Source organism: Laspinema palackyanum D2c (genome assembly GCF_025370875.1).
In the GTDB taxonomy this organism is placed as follows: domain Bacteria; phylum Cyanobacteriota; class Cyanobacteriia; order Cyanobacteriales; family Laspinemataceae; genus Laspinema; species Laspinema palackyanum.
This window is the reverse complement of sequence record NZ_JAMXFD010000001.1, coordinates 1-19184: the sequence shown is the minus strand read 5'-3', so window position 1 is coordinate 19184 and position 19184 is coordinate 1. Positions and strand designations below refer to the sequence as shown.

19 protein-coding genes are annotated in these 19184 nt (G+C 47.8%); 11 read left to right on the top strand and 8 right to left on the bottom strand.

Translation table 11 applies throughout. The features are described 5' to 3' along the window. The first annotated feature begins 155 nt into the window (after positions 1-155). The 3 genes from folD (at position 156) to NG795_RS00085 (ending at position 2726) form a co-directional block, all read left to right on the top strand. Entirely contained in the window at positions 156-1034 is an 879-nt protein-coding gene (gene folD / locus NG795_RS00095) for a bifunctional methylenetetrahydrofolate dehydrogenase/methenyltetrahydrofolate cyclohydrolase FolD (RefSeq protein WP_367286638.1), read from the top strand. A 294-nt stretch (positions 1035-1328) separates the two neighbouring features. Beyond that, positions 1329-2255: a geranylgeranyl diphosphate synthase CrtE gene (gene crtE / locus NG795_RS00090; protein ID WP_367286637.1), complete on the top strand. Its 927-nt coding sequence runs from the start codon at positions 1329-1331 to the stop codon at positions 2253-2255. A gap of 15 nt (positions 2256-2270) precedes the next feature. Next, complete coding sequence (locus NG795_RS00085) at positions 2271-2726, top strand: divergent PAP2 family protein (protein ID WP_367286636.1); 456 nt, start codon at positions 2271-2273, stop codon at positions 2724-2726. Between the two features lie 192 nt (positions 2727-2918). Here NG795_RS00085 and NG795_RS00080 read toward each other — a convergent pair whose 3' ends face one another. The 3 genes from NG795_RS00080 to NG795_RS00070 form a co-directional block, all read right to left on the bottom strand. Continuing rightward, positions 2919-3590 (bottom strand): hypothetical protein, encoded by a 672-nt coding sequence (locus NG795_RS00080; RefSeq protein WP_367286635.1) that lies wholly within the window; start codon positions 3588-3590, stop codon positions 2919-2921. Between the two features lie 54 nt (positions 3591-3644). Beyond that, positions 3645-3968, bottom strand: a complete 324-nt coding sequence (locus NG795_RS00075) for an MgPME-cyclase complex family protein (protein WP_367286634.1) — start codon at positions 3966-3968, stop codon at positions 3645-3647. 416 nt (positions 3969-4384) lie between these two features. Next, positions 4385-5104, bottom strand: a complete 720-nt coding sequence (locus NG795_RS00070) for a pyridoxine 5'-phosphate synthase (RefSeq protein WP_367286633.1) — start codon at positions 5102-5104, stop codon at positions 4385-4387. Positions 5105-5491: 387 nt separating this feature from the next. On the opposite strand from NG795_RS00070, the gene NG795_RS00065 reads away from it, so the two are divergent. Further along, positions 5492-5827 carry a hypothetical protein gene (locus NG795_RS00065; RefSeq protein WP_367286632.1) on the top strand — a complete coding sequence of 112 codons (336 nt, stop codon included), beginning with the start codon at positions 5492-5494 and terminating at the stop codon, positions 5825-5827. A 13-nt stretch (positions 5828-5840) separates the two neighbouring features. Beyond that, positions 5841-6047, top strand: coding sequence for a YcxB family protein (locus NG795_RS00060; protein WP_367286631.1), 207 nt, complete (start codon positions 5841-5843; stop codon positions 6045-6047). 178 nt (positions 6048-6225) lie between these two features. On the opposite strand, the gene NG795_RS00055 is transcribed toward NG795_RS00060, so the two are convergent. After that, positions 6226-8544: a caspase family protein gene (locus NG795_RS00055; protein ID WP_367286630.1), complete on the bottom strand. Its 2319-nt coding sequence runs from the start codon at positions 8542-8544 to the stop codon at positions 6226-6228. Positions 8545-9119: 575 nt separating this feature from the next. Between NG795_RS00055 and NG795_RS00050 the strand changes: the two genes are divergently transcribed. Continuing rightward, entirely contained in the window at positions 9120-9848 is a 729-nt protein-coding gene (locus NG795_RS00050; protein WP_367286629.1) for a hypothetical protein, read from the top strand. A gap of 94 nt (positions 9849-9942) precedes the next feature. Here NG795_RS00050 and NG795_RS00045 read toward each other — a convergent pair whose 3' ends face one another. The 3 genes from NG795_RS00045 to NG795_RS00035 form a co-directional block, all read right to left on the bottom strand. Next, positions 9943-10407 (bottom strand): helix-turn-helix domain-containing protein, encoded by a 465-nt coding sequence (locus NG795_RS00045; protein WP_367286628.1) that lies wholly within the window; start codon positions 10405-10407, stop codon positions 9943-9945. A gap of 363 nt (positions 10408-10770) precedes the next feature. Further along, a complete protein-coding gene (locus NG795_RS00040) occupies positions 10771-11619 on the bottom strand; it encodes a hypothetical protein (RefSeq protein WP_367286627.1) in 849 nt (282 codons plus the stop codon). Positions 11620-11854: 235 nt separating this feature from the next. Next, positions 11855-12127 carry a helix-turn-helix domain-containing protein gene (locus tag NG795_RS00035; RefSeq protein WP_367286626.1) on the bottom strand — a complete coding sequence of 91 codons (273 nt, stop codon included), beginning with the start codon at positions 12125-12127 and terminating at the stop codon, positions 11855-11857. 331 nt (positions 12128-12458) lie between these two features. On the opposite strand from NG795_RS00035, the gene NG795_RS00030 reads away from it, so the two are divergent. Then, on the top strand, positions 12459-13475 hold the full coding sequence (locus NG795_RS00030) for a S66 peptidase family protein (protein ID WP_367286625.1): 1017 nt from the start codon (positions 12459-12461) through the stop codon (positions 13473-13475). Between the two features lie 93 nt (positions 13476-13568). Here the strand turns inward: NG795_RS00030 and NG795_RS00025 are convergent, their stop codons facing one another. Further along, positions 13569-13796 (bottom strand): hypothetical protein, encoded by a 228-nt coding sequence (locus NG795_RS00025; RefSeq protein ID WP_367286624.1) that lies wholly within the window; start codon positions 13794-13796, stop codon positions 13569-13571. 403 nt (positions 13797-14199) lie between these two features. On the opposite strand from NG795_RS00025, the gene NG795_RS00020 reads away from it, so the two are divergent. The 4 genes from NG795_RS00020 (at position 14200) to NG795_RS00005 (ending at position 19066) form a co-directional block, all read left to right on the top strand. Then, positions 14200-15225 carry a DUF1565 domain-containing protein gene (locus NG795_RS00020; protein WP_367286623.1) on the top strand — a complete coding sequence of 342 codons (1026 nt, stop codon included), beginning with the start codon at positions 14200-14202 and terminating at the stop codon, positions 15223-15225. A 78-nt stretch (positions 15226-15303) separates the two neighbouring features. Next, on the top strand, positions 15304-16056 hold the full coding sequence (locus tag NG795_RS00015; protein WP_367286622.1) for a DUF4336 domain-containing protein: 753 nt from the start codon (positions 15304-15306) through the stop codon (positions 16054-16056). Positions 16057-16303: 247 nt separating this feature from the next. Further along, positions 16304-16693 carry a hypothetical protein gene (locus NG795_RS00010; RefSeq protein WP_367286621.1) on the top strand — a complete coding sequence of 130 codons (390 nt, stop codon included), beginning with the start codon at positions 16304-16306 and terminating at the stop codon, positions 16691-16693. A gap of 282 nt (positions 16694-16975) precedes the next feature. Beyond that, positions 16976-19066 (top strand): phosphodiester glycosidase family protein, encoded by a 2091-nt coding sequence (locus NG795_RS00005; RefSeq protein WP_367286620.1) that lies wholly within the window; start codon positions 16976-16978, stop codon positions 19064-19066. Positions 19067-19184: the final 118 nt, after the last annotated feature.

The window sequence follows — 19184 nt, the reverse complement described above, 5'->3', positions numbered from 1 at the left end:
GAACTGAAGAGAACGACTAAAGTCGTTACTACGAACGTCCCCCATCTCCGCCATCTCCGCCATCTCCCCCATCTCCCCGCTCCAGACTATGAGACAATTAAGAGAGCAATATTCACTGCTGTAGCCGGAGTGTTCCAGCAACTCCCAAGCCTATCATGTCCAAAACAGCCGTTATTATAGACGGGAAAGCCGTCGCTGAAAAGATTCAAGGCCAACTGCGATCGCAGGTGGAAGCGTTAGCCCAGAAAGCCAGTCGCCCTCCGGGGTTGGCGGTTTTGATGGTGGGGGATAATCCCGCCTCTGCTGCTTATGTTCGCAACAAGGAACGGTCCTGTGGCAAAGTAGGGATCGCTTCATACGGACGGCATTTCCCTACGGAAACGACTCAAGAAGAATTGATGCAGGCGATCGCTGAACTCAACGAGGACGATCGCGTTGATGGAATTTTGGTGCAACTGCCGTTACCAAAACATCTCGATGCTGTTGCTGCCATTAATCACATCCATCCCGATAAAGATGTGGATGGTTTGCACCCGGTGAATTTGGGACGGTTGATGCGCGGGGAACCGGGATTATGTAGTTGCACTCCTGCCGGGGTGATGGCCCTACTCAGAGAGTATGGCATTGATCCCAAAGGCAAACAGGCGACGATTGTCGGGCGCAGTATTCTGGTGGGTAAACCGATCGCCTTAATGTTGTTGGCAGCGGATGCAACTGTCACAATGGCGCATTCGCGATCGCCGGATTTAGGCGCAATTACCCGCCATGCAGATATCCTAGTGGTAGCCGTCGGACGTCCTGAACTGATCACCGCTGATATGGTCAAACCCGGGGCGATCGTCATCGATGTTGGCATCAACCGAGTCACCGATTATGAAGGAAAATCAAGGCTAACCGGGGATGTCAACTATGACTCCGCCAAAGATGTGGCTGGATTTATCACCCCAGTTCCCGGGGGGGTTGGACCCATGACCGTGACTCTGCTGTTACAGAATACCGTGGAAAGTTATATCCGGCGCTTAGGATTAGAGTAAACAGGGAGTTTTAAGCGGGGGAGTTCTTAGGGAGCCAAAAGTAGCCCCTTAGAACTCCCTTTTTCGCCCTATCGGGTTTCAAAAAATTCAAGTGGTAAAAATACCTCAAACCCTTACAATAGTTTGAGACTCAAGGAGCAGCAAGCGCCCAAAGTTAGCCCAGTTGCTAGGGTTAGGGTTAGTCGCCGAGATCACTTGTAAATGGTGCCAAAAGCAGCGTAAGCTCATCATCAATGCCAACCGCCTCCAGCGGTGGAATCGTCAGCTCATAAGACAAGTACGAGGAAGGAAGGGATGGTTTTAACCAATGATACGGATTCCGCAAGGAAACAATCCGAATTTGATTTATCAACGTATTTAGGGGAACGGCAGGCTTTGGTAGAAGCTGCACTGGACCAATCTCTGCCGATCAAGGCCCCGGAAACAATTTATGAGGCGATGCGCTATTCCCTGTTGGCGGGTGGCAAGCGTCTGCGTCCGATTTTGTGTTTAGCCAGTTGTGAACTGGTTGGGGGTACGGTGGATATGGCGATGCCAACCGCTTGTGCCTTGGAGATGGTGCATACCATGTCCTTAATCCATGATGACCTTCCGGCGATGGATAATGATGATTACCGTCGGGGTAAACTGACGAATCACAAGGTCTACGGAGAAGATATCGCGATTTTGGCCGGGGATGGGTTGTTGGTGTATGCCTTTGAAGTGGTGGCAACCCAAACTCAGAATGTTCCGGCACCTCGGGTTTTAAAGGCGATCGCCCAATTAGCTCATGCTTTTGGGGCCGATGGCGTCGTTGGGGGTCAAGTCGTAGACTTGCAATGCGAAGGCAAAACTGATACCTCTGTAGAAACCCTCCATTTTATCCACACCCATAAAACCGGGGCTTTACTCGAAGCCTGTGTGGTTTGTGGGGCGATTTTAGGAGGCGCGTCTGATGAAGATGTGCAACGACTCTCCCGGTATGCCCAAAATATTGGATTAGCCTTTCAGATCATTGATGATATTCTCGATATTACCAAGACTCAGGAAGAGTTGGGCAAAACCGCAGGAAAAGACTTGCAGGCGCAAAAGGCGACTTATCCCAGTATTTGGGGGTTAGAAGAATCGACTCGGCAGGCTCAAGCATTAATTGAGCAGGCTAAGGCAGAATTGGCGAGTTTTGGTAATAAAGCTCTCCCCCTCCTGACCCTCGCGGACTTTATCACCAACCGCAGTAATTAAAAGGCGTAAAACACCATGCAGGAGATCGGCAATATCATCGACAACCGCGTGCTGCTGGTTGCAACCCTAGCCTGTTTGATCGCTCAATCAGCAAAGTTAGCGATCGAACTCGCGAGAAATCGTAAGTTTAATTTTCGCGTTATGGTGGAAACGGGCGGAATGCCCAGTGCTCATTCCGCTTTGGTTACCGCGTTAGCAACCGGCATCGGCCAAACCGCAGGCTGGAATAGTACGGAGTTTGCTCTGGCTACAATTTTTGCGGTGATCGTGATGTATGATGCCGCAGGAGTCCGGCAAGCGGCTGGAAAGCAAGCCCGGATTCTCAACCAAATTGTGGATGAGTTTTTTAGTGAAGACCACGATTTGAATGAAGCCCGTTTGAAGGAACTCCTCGGGCACACTCCGTTTCAGGTGATTGTCGGGGCGATTTTAGGGGTTTGTATTGCCTATATTGCAGGTCAGGCTTATTAAGGGGATTGCAAAATAAAAATCATATAAACGTTCGTAGTAACCCCTTGACGGGGTTTCTTTAAAGATGACTCCTCAAGGAGTCACTACGAACGTTTTGCGGGTTTTATTTTTTGGAGTTCCCTAACTAACCTGAACTGATTGAGCCACCTCTGGTCCCCTCCCCAAGACATAGGGAGGGGAACATAGACTGGATTAGTCCAAGCGAACGGCGTCGTCTAATAAAAACACGTTACCGCTATCCACGACGGTTGCAAAAAAACCGCGATCGCTCAGGATTCGCAAGATCTCATTGGCCCGGTTTTGTTGACTGGTCCATTCGGCTAACAGATAAGGCCGTTGTCCGTAGGAGACTAATCCGATATCAGTTCTCAAGATTTGCCACAAGTCCCCAGCGACTTGGGGATTACTGAAAAAATCCACCAAGACGGCATAGCCGTTTCCTAGGGGTTGCGGATTGTAGGCCCCTGGCGAGGGGATGACCGGGAGAGGACTGGGGGTAGCCGCCACACCGGCAGGACGGACTACATAAGCGGCAATTCCGACTTGAGTATTCACATACTGGGCCCATTCTTGGGCCTGGTCCGCCCTTCCAAACCCCCCAAGACGGGTGACGGTTTCATTCACATAGTTACAAACCGTGGTCTCGATCGCCCCTGGAAGCAGTCGCCGAATCTCCTCCTGAGCCGCAACTGTTGCCGTGGGGACCAGGACCAGATACTCGTCTGGGAGGGGGGGTTGACAAGCTGGATAGGTCGGTTGAGCATGACCATGAGGGGCGAACAGGGTTAACCCACTCAGGGCGAGGAATGCTGGACTTAGCCAGGAGTGCGATCGCTTCAAACAGGTTCGTAGGGATAGCCGCATAGTTATGATCCCGGGTCTCTCTCCAAGTATTAATCAGGCAGTTTAACGGATTCTTTAACTCTCTTGGGAGGCTAATGGATCGGGAATGGTCTCAGAGGGGGCCTGAAATTGGCCGGTCAGCACATATTCCAGACGCAATTTTAACCAGGTGATAAATTGCGGATTGGTCGAAATCACCGCCACGGAGGGTTGAGGACATTTGGCTTTCACTTCGGCCATTTCTGGCGCTTCCAGAAAGGCGGGTTGCTTTACCTGCCAAAAATCAATCTCTTTTTCGGTTTCGTGGTAATGTCTGGTCCGTTCTTTGAGCACCTCTTCAAACGGTTCTTCCTCTAATAAGAATTTTTGGCTAGCCAGAACGTAGTGATAAGTTTGCATGGTGGTTGTTGGCTTGTACAAGTCTCGATCGAGTATCGTACATCATTAAAGTAACTCATGCGGAAAAAAATCAACTCCGAACCTTAAACCTACACGATTTTCTTGGCAAAGTTTCTCAAAATTATCCCCGGAGTTCCCGGGGATACCGGATCCGGACCCCTGGCGATCGCTGAGGGTTTTCCCCCCTTGCCTAGATTAGATTGTCCCGCCCCAATTAATCCGGCTCCTTCTTTTTGCCCGGGGAGAATTCCCTCAATTTTAATCGCTTCATTCGGTGCTGGTTAAAAGCAAATTTACCGGGACATCCCCGGTAAAAATTTTACCCTTCTTCAGTCCCCACAAGCGGGCATCACCTAATCGTAATTTAAACGCAAAAAGCAACCTCTACAGAAAAATATGTATTTTGAGAGGGCTTATTATTGGCCTTTCATGGCTTGTTTCATTTCTCGAACCGCACGTTCTAGTCCGACTAAAACAGCGCGAGAGATAATAGTATGACCGATATTCAATTCTTCCATTCCTAACAGGTTGGCGATGGGATAGACGTTCCAATAGGTGAGTCCATGTCCGGCATTAACCCGCAACCCGGAAGAGATAGCCTGGTTACAGCCTTCGGCTAAAATAGCTAATTCTCGATCGCGTTCGGCTTCGGTTTTGGCTTCTGCATATTGTCCGGTATGCAGTTCGATAAATTGCGCCTTAACTTCAACTGAGGCTTCAATTTGATCGCGATCGGCATCAATAAATAAACTGACGGGAATTCCAGCGGATTGTAAGGTATCCACTACTCCCTCCATGCGATCGCGTTGTCCGGCAACATCCAGTCCGCCTTCCGTGGTCAATTCTTCTCGACGTTCCGGAACCAAGGTCACATAATCGGGTTTAATATCCAGAGCAATTTTTACCATTTCGTCCGTCGCTGCCATTTCTAAGTTTAAATGGGTCCGGACGGTTTCCCTCAGCAAACGCACGTCCCGGTCTTGAATATGTCTCCGGTCTTCGCGCAAATGCACCGTAATTCCATCGGCACCGGCGAGTTCGACTAAAGTAGCTGCGGCAACGGGATCGGGCTCTACGGTTCCCCGTGCTTGTCGAATCGTGGCAATGTGGTCAATATTAACCCCAAGTGTAGCCAAGGTCAATGTCTCCTGATGTTGTGATTAACTGCTGTTTAGTTGATTTTAATCTATGGCGTGTCTCCGTTATCCCCCAATGTCATTTGTGATTGGTCATTTGTGATTTGTCATTTGTCATCTGTAATTTGTCATTTGGATTGTTGAATACTCACCGACCAATAACCAATGACCAACAACCAATGACCAATGACCAATCACAAAAGATTAATAAATTATGAAAAAGTACCCGGTCAACTCTTTTTTGGCTTAATATAACCTAAACTAGAAAAATCTCCCGACTGGCTTGAGGATGCCCCATGAAGGTTTAGGGTTCATCCAGCTATCAGTTTAGCACGGCTTCATCCATCTTTGATTCCTTAATTTTATATCGATTAATCGAGGAAAATTATGGCCATTTCTCTAAGGTTTACATTAAAAGGTCAAGAGCTTGAAGAAGGACTGATAGTTCGCCATAATTCAAAGCCCTATTTACGTTTTCTGAAAATCCTAATCTTTATGAGTATTGTTATTTTTTTATTTATATTTTTATTGGGTGTTGCCATAGTCAATAGTGTAGGATCAGCTATTGGTAGAATAGTTTTGAAAGGATTATTGATTGGTAGCGGATTTGCTTTATTGTCCTACCCCATTTTGGGACGCAAAGCAATGATTTCTGTTATGGATAAAGTCGCGACTTTATTTAAAAGATCCTGTTTTAATTCAGATACAAGAGTCAGGGTTTAGTTACAAAAATGCTATGAGGAAAAGCACAATTGAATGGAGTTCAATAGACAAGGTACTTGAATCAAAAAATATTTTTTTAATTGTTCATCGAGTGAAGGGTTACTACACGCTTCCCAAAAGAATTTTTACCGATGAAAACTTCCAGGAATTTCAGCAAATTCTGGGGGCTAATCATATTCAAATCGAGAAAAGACAGAAGAGTAAATTCTTCTCAATCTAAATTATTTTTGACCGGAAACGGCCAAGAGTTCCAAGCGGCCTCGGAACCTTTGGCCAACATCTACCGTATCAAGATCCATGATTCCTGCAAATCAGATAGGAAGCAAGTTACTGAGGATGAAGCGAGGAGAGGGGAGACTTGCCTTTCTCTCCAAATCTCCCCCTTCCTTCATCCTGAACTAAGGCGATCGCCAGACTTGGATGGTTTGATCCCAACTGGCAGAAACGAAGGTTTTGCCATCGAGACTAAAGACGAGGGAAAAGATATCACTGCGGTGATTGGTGAAGGTGGCGAGTTCCTCCCCGCTGGACAAATCCCAGAGTTTAATGGTGTCATCATCGCTGCCACTGACGAGGGTGGAACCGTCGGGACTAATGGCAACCGAAACGACTGAATCCGTATGACCCATCAGGGTATTTTGTAACTCGCCGGTTGTGAGATCCCAAATTTTTAGGGTGCGGTCCCAACTGGCAGAGGCGAGGGTTTTGCCATCGGGGGCGATCGCCAGTCCTCGGACCAAACGAGTATGATCCGTGAGGGTATTTTGCAACTCGCCGGTTTCCAGGTCCCAAATTTTAATCGTGCCATCTCCGGCACCACTAATCAGGGTTTGTCCATCGGGACTGATAGCAAGGGCACGCACAGGTCCTCGATGATCCGTGAGGGTATGGAGGAGATCCCCGGTTTCTAGGGCCCAAATTTTAATCGTATTATCTTGAGACCCACTCACCAGGGTGAGTCCATCGGGACTAATGGCGATCGCGTAAACCGGCCCAAAATGGCCCGCAATGCGCTGTTCTAACTCCACCGTCAGATCCGACCCTTGGCGATCGAGTTGCCAAATTTCAATGGTTCCGTCATCCCTGGCACTGGCAAAGCGTTGGCTATAGGGGTCCAGGGCCACATCTCGAATCACACTCGGCGGTTCAGATCTGAGGGTTTCTCGAACTTCCCCAGTTTCTAAATCCCAGATCTTCAGAGTATTGTCCCAACTCCCACTAATCAACAGAGTGCCTTGGGGGTCTACTGCCAGTCCCTGAACCGGGCCGACATGACCCGTGAGTACCAGGGGGTCCTCGGTCGGGACCTGAAACGGGACCGCCTGGGGACGGGGTGGTAAGGGCCTGAGTCTTTTGTTCGGAGGTCGTCGCGGTTTAGTTTCCGGTTGAGTTTGGGATTCCGGTTCCGCTTCCGGACTGGGATCGGGAGTTGCCAGGGAAAAGGAGGGGATGGGGATCGCGTCCAGCCAGGTGGAGATGGCCGGGGAAGGAACTGGGTCCGTCAGGTACTTATATATAGAATAACTGCCGAAAACCAACAGGACCGTTATACTCGCCCAGGCGACCATCAAGGTGGGAAAACTTTTCTCCAGATCCGAGGGATACAGCGGTTCTTCAATGACCCGGACATCCAGTTCCCCCAGACCCAGGATATCCCTGCGTAAATGTTGCAAATCTTGCTCAATTTCAGGACTCAGGGGGAGTTCCTGAAGCTGCATCACGGATCTAACGACAGTTTTATAGAGTTGTAATTTAGTTTGGTAATGTCGATAGGGTTTTAGGGCATTTTCTTGAATAATCAAGGCATCCGTGGCAGAAATCCCGAGGCTTTCTCGGCGAATTTCTAAACTGCGGAGGCTGAGTAAGGAAAGCGTGCCGCCACTGCGTCCGAGAAAATTTTCAACGGCTAATTGATAGGTTAGGTGAGGGTGTTCTTGGGGGGCTTTACCTAGGGCAATGGCACCAATTTCGGGGAGTGCGTAGATCGCCGGTTGCAAGGCGGGAGCAATGATTTGGACCTTTTGACTGGCGTAGTGGTGCAATTCGTCCAGAGAGATTCTGCCATCGCGATTGAGATCCCCGCCGCCGGTTTCAATGCCTTCGATGAAGTAGGCGGTGTAGGTGGAGAGTCCCAAATGATGTTGTTTGGCGGAATAGTCGAGACAGTTGATGGCGGGATTGGGATGAGCGATGCGATCGCCCCAACGGTTTAGGGATTGAAAGGTGGTGGAGGCGGTGAGAATGGCTTTTCCATAGCCTCCCAATTGCTGTTTGACATCGACCCAACCCGTCCCCCCACTGAAATAGCAGTCTAGGATGATAATTTGTTGTTGGGCGACGCTGGTGTACAACAGTGCCTGCAAAAAGTCCGCTGCGATCGCCGTAGTCGTGAGGTGTTTGAGGGTGGTGTTCTTTGTGGCAAAATGCAGCGATCCCGTAGAGTCAGCGATCGCATGACCGGAAAAATACAGTAATACCAAGTCATCGGGTTGGCGATCGCGCAACAGGACCTCAAGGCCGGACCGGATACTTTGCAGGTCGGGATCGATGAGTTGTTGGACATCGGCCGGGGCAAATCCGCCCTGTTCGGGATGCTGCAATACCTGGGCGATCGCAGATACATCCTGTTTCGCCGTAGGCAGGGGCGGTAGACCAGGGTCTTCGTCCTCTCCCGCTTCATGTTGACTCATTCCGATTAGTAGTGCGACCCGTTTCATTGACGTTTCAAGTTCTGAATTTTCAACTTCTTCAGTCTCACCCTGATTTGTCCGTTTTGCTCCAATCTGAACTCTTTTTTAATATCTGGAACTCTTAACCATTCTATCAAGTTCTCTCCGGGTAAGGGTTGCCCGATTTTCCCCTTCCCTTCAAACGGCTCGACTCCAGTTTCTGGGGGTTCCCGCGTTGAAGATCACATCCGGATTCCGAATCTCTACTCTGGCAAAAGCTATTGGCCTCAGTGCTGCTTTCAAATTGTAGCCCTAAATAAGAGCGTGGGGAATAACCATTTTGCCCAATATTTCCCCGGACACTCCCATCTCTGGAGTCTGGTTTAAGCAATCCTTTTCCACTGGGTCCCCTAACAATGGCCAGCAAGGGGGCGATCGCACCCCGGTTTTTACCAGCTACCCCCCACTATTCCAGCAGATCCCAGGGTTTTTGATAAACTGATGGGGTGCATTCTGAATAAGATTAAGCCTAGTTCCAAATCAAAGGTCCCTCTAAATTTTTCGGACTACAGTTGCCAATTTTTTCCGATTTATTGTCCTCTCCTTTATTGAATCACTCCCTTATGAGCAAGCTAGTCGCAGAAATTATCCGGCAATATCACATCGATGCAAAACTACGCAAAACTATGTATGAATTATATGAAATTTATTATGAAAGCACCAGTTTTGAAACTTTTAATGATGATTTGAATCATAAAAATTATGTAATTGCTTTATGGGATGCAGACAAAAATTTGCAGGGATTTTCTACGGTGGCTATCTGGGACTTTGAGTTTGAAACCCAAGCCAAACGAGCGGTTTTTTCAGGGGATACCATCGTGCATCGCGACTATTGGGGCGAACAAACGCTCCCTTTAGCTTGGTGTCGATTAGCCGGTCAAATTAAAGCTCAAGCTCCTACAGAACCTTTATATTGGTTTCTGATTGTTAAAGGCTATCGCACCTATCGATATTTACCCCTATTTGCTCATCAATTTTATCCCACCTATCGTTATCCGACACCTCCAGAAATGCAACGGCTAATGGACTATTTAGCCGAGGAAAAATTTGGTTCAGATTATGACCCTAAAACGGGACTAATTCGCTTTCCCGTTTCCCGAGGACATCTGCGAGGAAGTTGGGCGGATATTAAAGAGGGATATGAAGATAAACCCGATGTTCGCTACTTTTTAGAGCGCAATCCGGACTATGGTAAAGGGGAGGAGTTAGTCTGTTTGATGGAACTGCGTGAAGATAATATGCGATCGCACGCCCGACGAGGATTTATCGCTGGGATGAATTCAGAGGGGTAACCCCTGAACGGGACAGCAATCCCCTGACTGGCAAGGGATAACCGGCCCCTACTCTTGCCAGTCACCTGGATAAAAATTGGGTCAAAGAGTGGCTTTAATTGGACGATGCCTTGATCCGTCTTTTGCGTTGGGGTTTGAGTTTAAATTTTAGTTTGTAACGGACCGTTTCATGGACCACTTTATAGGAAGCTTCTACCCCACATTCTTCTTTAAGCCATCGCTTGACTTCCCCATAACTATCAAATCGTTCCGGCCCTTGGAGTTTTTGTTTTAATCGTTCAATGGTATTGGGCGGAATTGCCGGTTTTCGGCCTTGGCCTTTTTTAATGGACAGCATTCCTTGTAAGCCATGATTTTTATATTTTTGGAACCACCGATAAATCGTGGCAGTATCTCGTCCTAATAATATAGAAAGCTCTTTGAGGGTTTTAATTTGGCCGATTTTTAATAGATATAAAGCTTGAACTCTTTCTCGACCTCTCACTGTGGTTTGTTTAGCCAGAAGGCTTTTCAGTTCTTCACTACTTTCTCGGATATCGAGCTTGAGGACCCCGGCCATATCACTAACCTGAACGCTACGACATCTATTACTTATAGTTGCAGAAAAAAAGTGAAGTTGTATCAATTTTAACCCGATGAAAAACTCGCCGCAGATTTTAACGGTTAACTCAGACAAGGACTGGAGTCAAGCGGATGAATTTCACTGCATTCGGTGCGATCGCCACTCCATCGCCGGGGCTCTGTTCCCTAATTAGGAGCAAAAATCGGATATTTGGCCCTAATTAGTTGCTCAGGAGTAGAGTGCTGGGGGTCCTACATTTGGAACGGCGAGGATCAATACCCCATTTTGTTGTGACTACGGTTAAAACGGATACCCCCCAGGTTTTGTAGATGGGGGAGTTGATTGTTGAGGGCCATAGAATTATTGAATTTCGATTTTGATACGGCTATCTCCTAACTGTGGTCTACCTTTATGGTTCCACCATTCCTGCCATTGCTGCTCATCGATAATGATTTGCCGATCGCTGGTCACGTTTTCATTGTAAAATTTAACTAACTTGACCAAAGAATCGGCATACTCGCGGAACATATCCTCACAGGCAAACAGTAAATCTCCTTTGGAGGTTAATCCGTTTAAGCGTTTTGCTTCCCACAGGGAGGTGAGGAAGCGAATAAAGCTGGCATCGGTCATTTCTTCCATTAAATCAACCACCTCGGATTCTAAGTAAAAAGCATAGCGATCGACGACGCGACCCAGGGCGGTGCGTAGGTTTAGGCTTTCAGAGACCAGGTAATCTAGCCAGTCCATCGGTTCTCCGGCAGGGGTTAACACGGGAGCCATTGTTAACAGGTCTAAGTTCTGAACTTCCCGAAAATAAGTCTCATCAAATAAATCTTCTAGTTTTTTATAGGGTTTGTCGGGTTTTTGTGGGGTTGACGCCTTGAGGATTTCAAAAAATAAATAAATTTGTTTTCTAATCGTAAATTTTAATTGCCTAAAAGCGATTTCTTTAAATTTATTTTTTTCTTTTTCTCGACTTTCTCTAACGGTTTTGTTAACTGAAAATAAAACCAGTAATATTCCCGTGACCTCGGCAATTAAATTAATAGAAAGTTCCTCCAGCCAGACCCCGCACATTTCCCGGTCTATCCACAATCCATTAATACAAGAGTAAGAAGAAAATATGCTTAAAAATAGAATTAAAAATAAAAGAATGTAAGATTTGTTTAATCCAGAAGGAATCAACAGTTTTTTAATCGGGTTTAACATAAAATTCCCTCTGTCTTGTACAGAATAAGTGAGTATTGTGCAGAGGTTGAGGGCGATCGCCTTTTAGTCCTGTTCTATAAAATCCGGTGGAATTGGGGTTGCCTCTGTGCTTCACCCCGCCTCATTCCCGAATCGCTATAGCTTAACAAGTTCCTGATGTTCAAATCCCTGAAGACTTGACTAGAGAGTGAACAAGCGACTCATTTAAGCTCAGGTGACTGCCCGATCGCCGCTTTCAAAATTCACCGAGGGTTGTGGAACCTTGCTCTACGGTTGGGCGATCGAGTTGAGTCAGTAACTCTGAAGGATTTACCTCAAGTGCTTTAGCCACTTCCAGAAACTCCACCACATCTAAACGGCGTTCCCCCCGTTCGTACTTCGAGACGAAAGACTGGGGTTTATGCAGTCGTTGAGCGACTTGCACCTGGGTTAACTTACTCGATTGCCGAATCTCGATTAGCAGTCGCCGAAACCGCGTATATTTTTCCGTAAAAACTGACTTATTCACCCAGAGACCTCCTTGTTATTCTACCTTAAATTGCGAAAGGCTAAAATAGGATAATCGGAAACTGGATGCTTGACAAGAGTAAAGTGCAATTTTCACCCAGTCGCTGCTGCTGAGAGTGCTGAAATAGCTGGGTTTCGCCCCGAGCAGCTAGGGGTCCAAGGGGTAAAGTAGGTCGTTTGTCATCGGGATTTTGTGAGTCCCACGGCACGAAAAAACCTCCCATCACGATGGGGAACGAGGGTTAAAGGGGCCCTGAACCCTGAAGGCGATCGCAATCCTTTATAATAAACAGGATCGATTTTCCCTTTATAAAACGTAAGCGGATTTTAAAGTGTTTTGGAATCGCCGTCATTTTCTCTCACTCTGCGGACTGAGTGCGATCGCCTCTGTGATCCCCGCCTCGACAATTGCTACTGCCAACCCTCCCTCTATCCTGAAACCCCCTCGCCTAAAAGTTGGAGATACCGTGGGTTTGATTAACCCCTCTAGTCCGATTGAACAAGAAGATATTGACTATGCTCGCAAAGAATTAGCCGCTTTGGGTTTAAATATCAAGTTAGGAACCCATTTACTCGATGAATACGGCTATCTCGCGGGTCAAGATGCCGATCGCGCTGCGGATGTGAATGCCATGTTTGCCGATCGCTCAGTTCAAGCTCTTTTAACCATGCGCGGGGGGTGGGGATGCAGCCGAATTTTGCCTTTATTAAACTATGAACTCATCCGCTCAAACCCCAAAATTATTATGGGCTATAGCGATATTACTTCATTATTACTCGCCATTTATGCCCGCAGTGGCATTATTACCTTTCATGGTCCCGTTGCCACCTCAACTTGGAATCCATTTTCCGTCAATTATGTTAAACGCCTGTTGCTGGATGCCGAATCGGTGCGGATGCAAAATCCTCCCCTGACTCGCTCCCAAACTATCACCGGAGGTAAAGCCCGAGGCCAATTAGTGGGCGGAAATTTATCGGTTTTAAGCGCAATGGTCGGTTCGGCTTATTTGCCAGATTGGGAGAATAAAATTTTATTTGTAGAAGAAATAGGGGAAGATATTTATCGGGTGGACCGAATGTTAACGCAGTTAAAATTAGCAGGAATTCTCGATAAAATTTCGGGATTTATTTTTGCCGAATGTACTCGATGTGAAGCGGGGGAAGGGGATGAACCTTCGTTGACCTTACCCCAAGTGTTATCTGATTGGATTCGCCCCCTGGGAATTCCTGCCTGGTATGGGTCAGCGATCGGTCATATTAAAGATAAATTTACGGTTCCTGTGGGAGTTGAGGTGGAAATTGATGCCAACCTGGGGATAATCCAACTATTAGAGCCAGCAGTGGGATAAGGGTCTGGTTTACGGTTTTGAGGTTAAAACTGGACCGGGTAGATGCATAAGCAAGGGGAGAGGACAAGAAGGCTTGATAGCGATCGCCTACCTTCATCCACTACAGAGCAAAGAAGAAATTTCATCAACAATTTGTAGTCGCCCTCGCCGTAAAGAGCGCAGGAGTCTATCAATTGAGAACCTATCTTCTTCCTCCAGAGATTCTTCTAAAATAGCCGCCATCAATCCATATCGATCGGCTAGGGTAATTTTCCGAGTAGCGCTCACCTGGGCCATAAGTTCGGAAATTGCATGGGGAAGAAGTTTAATAGAGGGATTCATAGCATTTTATTCCTTACATTCTCTCTTTTTATTATGAAGCTTTTTTAAAGAATGGGGGGCGATCGAGATCTAATTCAACTTGCGATCGAAGACACAAACGAGCCGGATCTATATCTCTAAAACCATGCGATCGCCGTCAGAAACGTTCTGTGATTTGCAACACAGACTATGGCGATCGCCATCACTGCTAAATTCTGAGGCGATTTTTGGATGCTAAAATTGTGCCATCAGGGATTTACCTCGGGGTCCGTCGTCTTGCCCTTGCGATTTTACAGACGCGCTAACCCTCCATTAAGTGTCACTGAAAGCAACTTTTCATCCCCTAAAATAGTCGGGATTATAACCCCTGCTTATGGGGTAAATCAAACTCTTTGATTAATCGTTTAAGGAAAAGTAAAGAAAAATGTTCACTCAACTCAAACCTGTGGCCCTCGCCTTGTTCGCATTCTCTCTAAATGGCTGTATTTTCATCGTCAACCCCAACGAAGGACCCGTGACTGACAATTCCTCCGTTGGGAGAGAATCTCCACAGCTTCCTAAACGCAGTCCGGCATTTAAGCAAATTCTTTATGTAGACTCCACCCTGGGAACCGATACCCCTTCCGCAGGAGAGGGAGAAACCCAACCCTTTCGCACGATCGCCTATGCTTTAACCCAATCCTCTCCCGGGACAGTGATCCAATTAGCGCCTGGGGAATATAGCGCAGAAACCGGGGAAACCTTCCCCTTGAAAATCAAACCAGGGGTGACCCTGCGAGGCAACGAAAAACAGCAGGGACAAGGGGTAACGATTATCGGAGGTGGCGATTACCTCAGTCCCACCTGGGGGAAACAAAAGGTTACCCTTCTCCCGGGCGATCGCACGGAAATCGCGGGTATCACCGTCACCAATCCCGATCAATCGGGAACAGGAATATGGGTAGAATCCACTAATCCCAGAATTCGCAATAGTACCACAACAAAAAGTGGCCGTGAAGGAATATTTGTCACCGGAACCGGAATGCCGACAATTGAGAATAACCACATCTTTGAAAATGGCGGAAATGGAATTTCTCTCACCCATGAAGCAGCCGGAGAAATTCGAGACAATTTGATAGAAAATACTGGCTTTGGTTTGGCGATCGGGGGAAATTCCACCCCGTTAGTGGCCAATAATCAGATTCAGAATAATATTGATGGGTTGGTGATTTCTCATTCTTCCCGTCCGATGTTGCGAGACAATGCAATTGTCAACAATAGCCGGGATGGATTGGTGGCGATCGGGGAATCCCAGCCGGATTTAGGAACAGAAACCGTTTCGGGAAAGAATACTTTCAAAAACAATCAGCGCTATGACATTCATAACACCGCCAAAGCCCCAAATTTAAGAGTTGTTGGTAACCAGTTAGATGACACTCGGGTGATTGGGGCCGAGATTCAACTCCAGTAAATCCCGTTTTCCCCCGCCTGGACTGCCTAATTTTAAGCAGACTTTTCAAACCAACAGGACTGACGCCTATTTTAGAAGATGAATCAGACTGATTTTGCTCTATACGAACCGATCGCCATCCTGAAACCTGTGGATGAGAATATCTGGATTGCCGATGGACCCATTGTTAACATGGCGATGTATGGCACTTCTATTCCCTTCCCCACGCGGATGACTCTGGTGCGTCTGGGGAAGGGGGATTTATGGTGTCATTCCCCGATCGCCATGACGGAGAGTCTGAAAGCTGAAATCGATGCGATCGGTCCCGTCCGTTATCTGATTTCCCCGAATAAAATTCATTATGCTCACATTGCAACTTGGGCCAAGCGGTATCCAGAAGCCACATCCTGGGCTTCCGCAGGGGTGCGAGAACGGGCGGCACAGCAGCAAATTGAAGTGAGGTTTGATGCAGATTTGAGCGATGAAGCGCCCCCCGACTGGAAGGATGACCTGGATCAGGTGATTTTTCGGGGAAGTCGCTTCATGGATGAAGTGGTCTTTTTTCACCGTCAGAGTCGCACTTTAATTGTGACGGATTTAATTGAAAATTTTGAGTTGCATAAAGTGCCAGATTCGTATAAGCTATTGGTCCGGTTGGGGGGAATTGTTGACCCGGATGGGAAAACACCCTTTGATTTGCGACTGACATTTTTGGGACGGAAAGATTTAGCCCGGATCGGGTTTAAGCAGATGTTGGCTTGGGAACCGGATAAAATTATTCTGGCTCATGGTCGCTGGTATGACAGGAATGGGATGGCTGAACTCCGACGGGCGTTTCGGTGGTTGGGTTGAAGAGGGAGACGACTGAAGTCATCACTACGAACTAGGGGAGGGCAGACGACTGAAGTCGCCACTAAGAACTAGGGGAGATGGTTTATCTTAGTTTGTAGTAACGACTTTAGTCGTTATCTTAGTTTGTAGTAACGACTTTAGTCGTTATCTTCCTTCTTTTGGAGAACTCACCGAGATGGGGGGAGGGTTTTTCCTGAGAACCCACGATAAAATTGAGAAAATTGAGCAAAACCTGTCGGAAACAACTATGCAAGAACCACAGATAGAAAATAATACTAACCCCACTGAGGTGCAACCCGTTGCGCCCAATGTGTTCCAAAGACTGCTAGGGGATTGGCGGCTTAAATATGGGCTGATTGGATCCGCAGTCGGACTCGCAGCTTTAGGTTTATTCTCATTCCTGTTCTTTTGGCACCATACCTTAGCAGAGATGGGAATGCGGTCCTGGGCGGATAGTGCGAAGGCGACGCCCATTGAATGCATGATTCAGGATACCAATAATGATGGATATGTCAGTTGCAGTGCCATGTTACAAGGGCAGGTGGTGCCGTTGGAATGTGGTTCCAGTTTGTTTAATATCGGTTGTCGAGTGAACTATGGGGCCGCAGCAGCGCCCCAGGTGCGATCGCAAAGATAGATAAATCAGGTTGTTCAGGGTTTCAGGGTGATTCGATGATGTAGAAACAGCCTACTCCTGCTCTTTACAGGCGGCAGTTTGAATCCACCTCGGGTATTGGGACCGGATGAAATCACCCGGACCCGAAACCGGGTTTCTGTACCGAATAGGTTGCCAAGTCAGCAAAGCGGTTTTGAAAAAAGCCGGTTTCTAACCCCTGTTCTAACTGCTAAAGAAACCAGAGGGCTATAATTTGGGATTGAGTCAATTCCTATCCGATGGATCTACTTGTCGAGGATAACTGTGGTTCGCAAACGCCCTGAAATCATGCTGCTGTCTTTACTCCTCCACACCGGAGAAGGCGATCGCCTAATTCAACGTCCTGACTCCCTATTTTCCATCCCCGGCAAACCTCGCAAAAGGGGTCCGGGGTTTGCTATTTCTTTGCTTTGTGCGCTGGCCCTCTCTCTCCTGGGGTCCACAGTTGGGAATGCTACGCCGGTGGTTTCTGCCTCCGGTCCCCAGGTGATGTCAACGGATTCTGACCTAGACTCAGGGTTCTATCCGGTGGCACAGGGTCCTCGCAACAGTGGGTTTCGCCAGGGGACAGAACTGAGTTGGAATGGACAGGAGCGATCGCTGGATTGGATTGCTTGGTCCCCCGATGGAAATCCCACCCAAATTCGCTACGGGTTTACCGAGACGGACCTGATGCAGCAGATGGGGGTAGAGTTTTTAAATACAGATGATGCCCGAATTCAGCCCGTGCGTTGGTTTTCAGACCCGGAATCGCAACCGTTGAATCTGCCCGTGGTTTGGCATCAAGGCAGACGATATTTAGATATTACGCCTCTGGCAGAGCAATTGGGGTGGCAGTTGCGAGAGTCGGGGCAAATTTTAGAAGTGGCCTCACCCGGGGCGACGGTGACGGGGATTGAACAACCCGAACAACCTTGGGGCGATCGCATCGTTTTGGACCTCAATGGCACTCCTTTATTTACCGTTACTTCTACGCCGATTGAACGGACTGAAGAAGAAGATCCAGATCCCGATGGTGTGCAAGGCAGTCGCCCTCCTGCCTTGCCGTTACAAGAATTTGTGATTACCCTGGATGCTAACCTCACCCCGGAACTCCTCAATGCCAGGGCGATCGCCAAGGAAAATCTCACCCCAGCGACGGATTCCCCCGGGGAAAGAACCATTGCTTTAACCTTGGGACAGACTGGATTTACGGGATTAATGGATACAAGCGGCGATCGTACCACCTTACGATTGCAGATTCCCCAGATGTGGCGACCCCGAGTCTGGACCGATCGCAATCCCAACCGCCTGATCATCGACATTCAACCGGATGTTGTCACTGAGCGTAACATCCTCTGGGCATCCGGAGTCCGGTGGCGACAACAACTCCTCGAAGTCGCTGACAGTCGCTTTCCCGTCGTCTGGTTAGAACTCAACCATCGCAACGCCTCCAACACGGTACTCAAACCGATTACCGCTAATTCCGGTTTACCTGGTCTAGCACCACTCAGTCAAATTGCTGATCGCCTCGGTGCCAATGCCGCCATTAACGCCGGATTTTTCAATCGCAACAATCAACTCCCCTTGGGTGCAATCCGCGAAAATGGCCGATGGTTATCCAGTCCCATCCTCAACCGAGGGGCGATCGCCTGGAATGATGCCGGAAGTGCGATTATCGGACGTCTTAGCTTAGAGGAAACTCTCACCACTGGCGGGGGAGAAACCTTACCTGTTTTATTTTTAAATAGTGGCTATGTCAAAGCCGGAATTTCTCGCTATACACCGGACTGGGGAGAAAGCTATACTACCTTAATTGATAACGAAAACATCGTCGTCGTTGAAGGGGGGAAAGTTACCCAACATCTGCAAGGGGAAAAAGCCGGAGAAAGTACCTTTGCCATCCCAGAAACTGGGTTTTTGCTCACCTTACGGTCCTTCGCCTCCGCCTTACCCAGACTCCCCATCGGCACCTCGGTCCTGATTAATCGCGCCACAGTTCCCTCCTATTTTGAGGTTTTTCCTCACATTTTAGGGGCTGGACCTGTGTTAGTCAAAAATAATTCGATTGTGTTAGATCCGGAGGCGGAACAATTCAATCAAAACTTTATTGAAGGAAAAGCCTCCCGAAGTGCGATCGGTCAAACCGAGGATGGTCGCTTAGTAATTGCGATCGTTCACCACCGCACCAACGGACCCGGACCCACCCTCACCGAAATGGCCCAAATCATGCAACAATTAGGCTCTATCAACGCCCTAAACCTAGACGGAGGCGGTTCCACCACCCTATTTCTAGGCGGTCAACTCCTAGAACATCCCCCCCGCATCATCCCCCGCATCCACAACGGATTAGGCATCTTTTTACAGTCAGAATAAAATTCTGTTTAACGTCAAGACTGAAGTCGTTCTCTTCTTTTGTTCGTAGTAACGACTTCAGTCGTTCTTAATTGTTCGTAGTAACGACTTCAGTCGTTCTTAATTGTTCGTAGTAACG

Coding starts and splice junctions, on each gene's coding strand:
- folD (WP_367286638.1), top strand. CDS start 156: ATGTCCAAAACAGCCGTTATTATAGACGGGAAAGCCGTCGCTGAAAAG.
- crtE (WP_367286637.1), top strand. CDS start 1,329: ATGGTTTTAACCAATGATACGGATTCCGCAAGGAAACAATCCGAATTT.
- NG795_RS00085 (WP_367286636.1), top strand. CDS start 2,271: ATGCAGGAGATCGGCAATATCATCGACAACCGCGTGCTGCTGGTTGCA.
- NG795_RS00080 (WP_367286635.1), bottom strand. CDS start 3,590: ATGCGGCTATCCCTACGAACCTGTTTGAAGCGATCGCACTCCTGGCTA.
- NG795_RS00075 (WP_367286634.1), bottom strand. CDS start 3,968: ATGCAAACTTATCACTACGTTCTGGCTAGCCAAAAATTCTTATTAGAG.
- NG795_RS00065 (WP_367286632.1), top strand. CDS start 5,492: ATGGCCATTTCTCTAAGGTTTACATTAAAAGGTCAAGAGCTTGAAGAA.
- NG795_RS00060 (WP_367286631.1), top strand. CDS start 5,841: ATGAGGAAAAGCACAATTGAATGGAGTTCAATAGACAAGGTACTTGAA.
- NG795_RS00055 (WP_367286630.1), bottom strand. CDS start 8,544: ATGAAACGGGTCGCACTACTAATCGGAATGAGTCAACATGAAGCGGGA.
- NG795_RS00050 (WP_367286629.1), top strand. CDS start 9,120: ATGAGCAAGCTAGTCGCAGAAATTATCCGGCAATATCACATCGATGCA.
- NG795_RS00045 (WP_367286628.1), bottom strand. CDS start 10,407: ATGGCCGGGGTCCTCAAGCTCGATATCCGAGAAAGTAGTGAAGAACTG.
- NG795_RS00040 (WP_367286627.1), bottom strand. CDS start 11,619: ATGTTAAACCCGATTAAAAAACTGTTGATTCCTTCTGGATTAAACAAA.
- NG795_RS00025 (WP_367286624.1), bottom strand. CDS start 13,796: ATGAATCCCTCTATTAAACTTCTTCCCCATGCAATTTCCGAACTTATG.
- NG795_RS00020 (WP_367286623.1), top strand. CDS start 14,200: ATGTTCACTCAACTCAAACCTGTGGCCCTCGCCTTGTTCGCATTCTCT.
- NG795_RS00015 (WP_367286622.1), top strand. CDS start 15,304: ATGAATCAGACTGATTTTGCTCTATACGAACCGATCGCCATCCTGAAA.
- NG795_RS00010 (WP_367286621.1), top strand. CDS start 16,304: ATGCAAGAACCACAGATAGAAAATAATACTAACCCCACTGAGGTGCAA.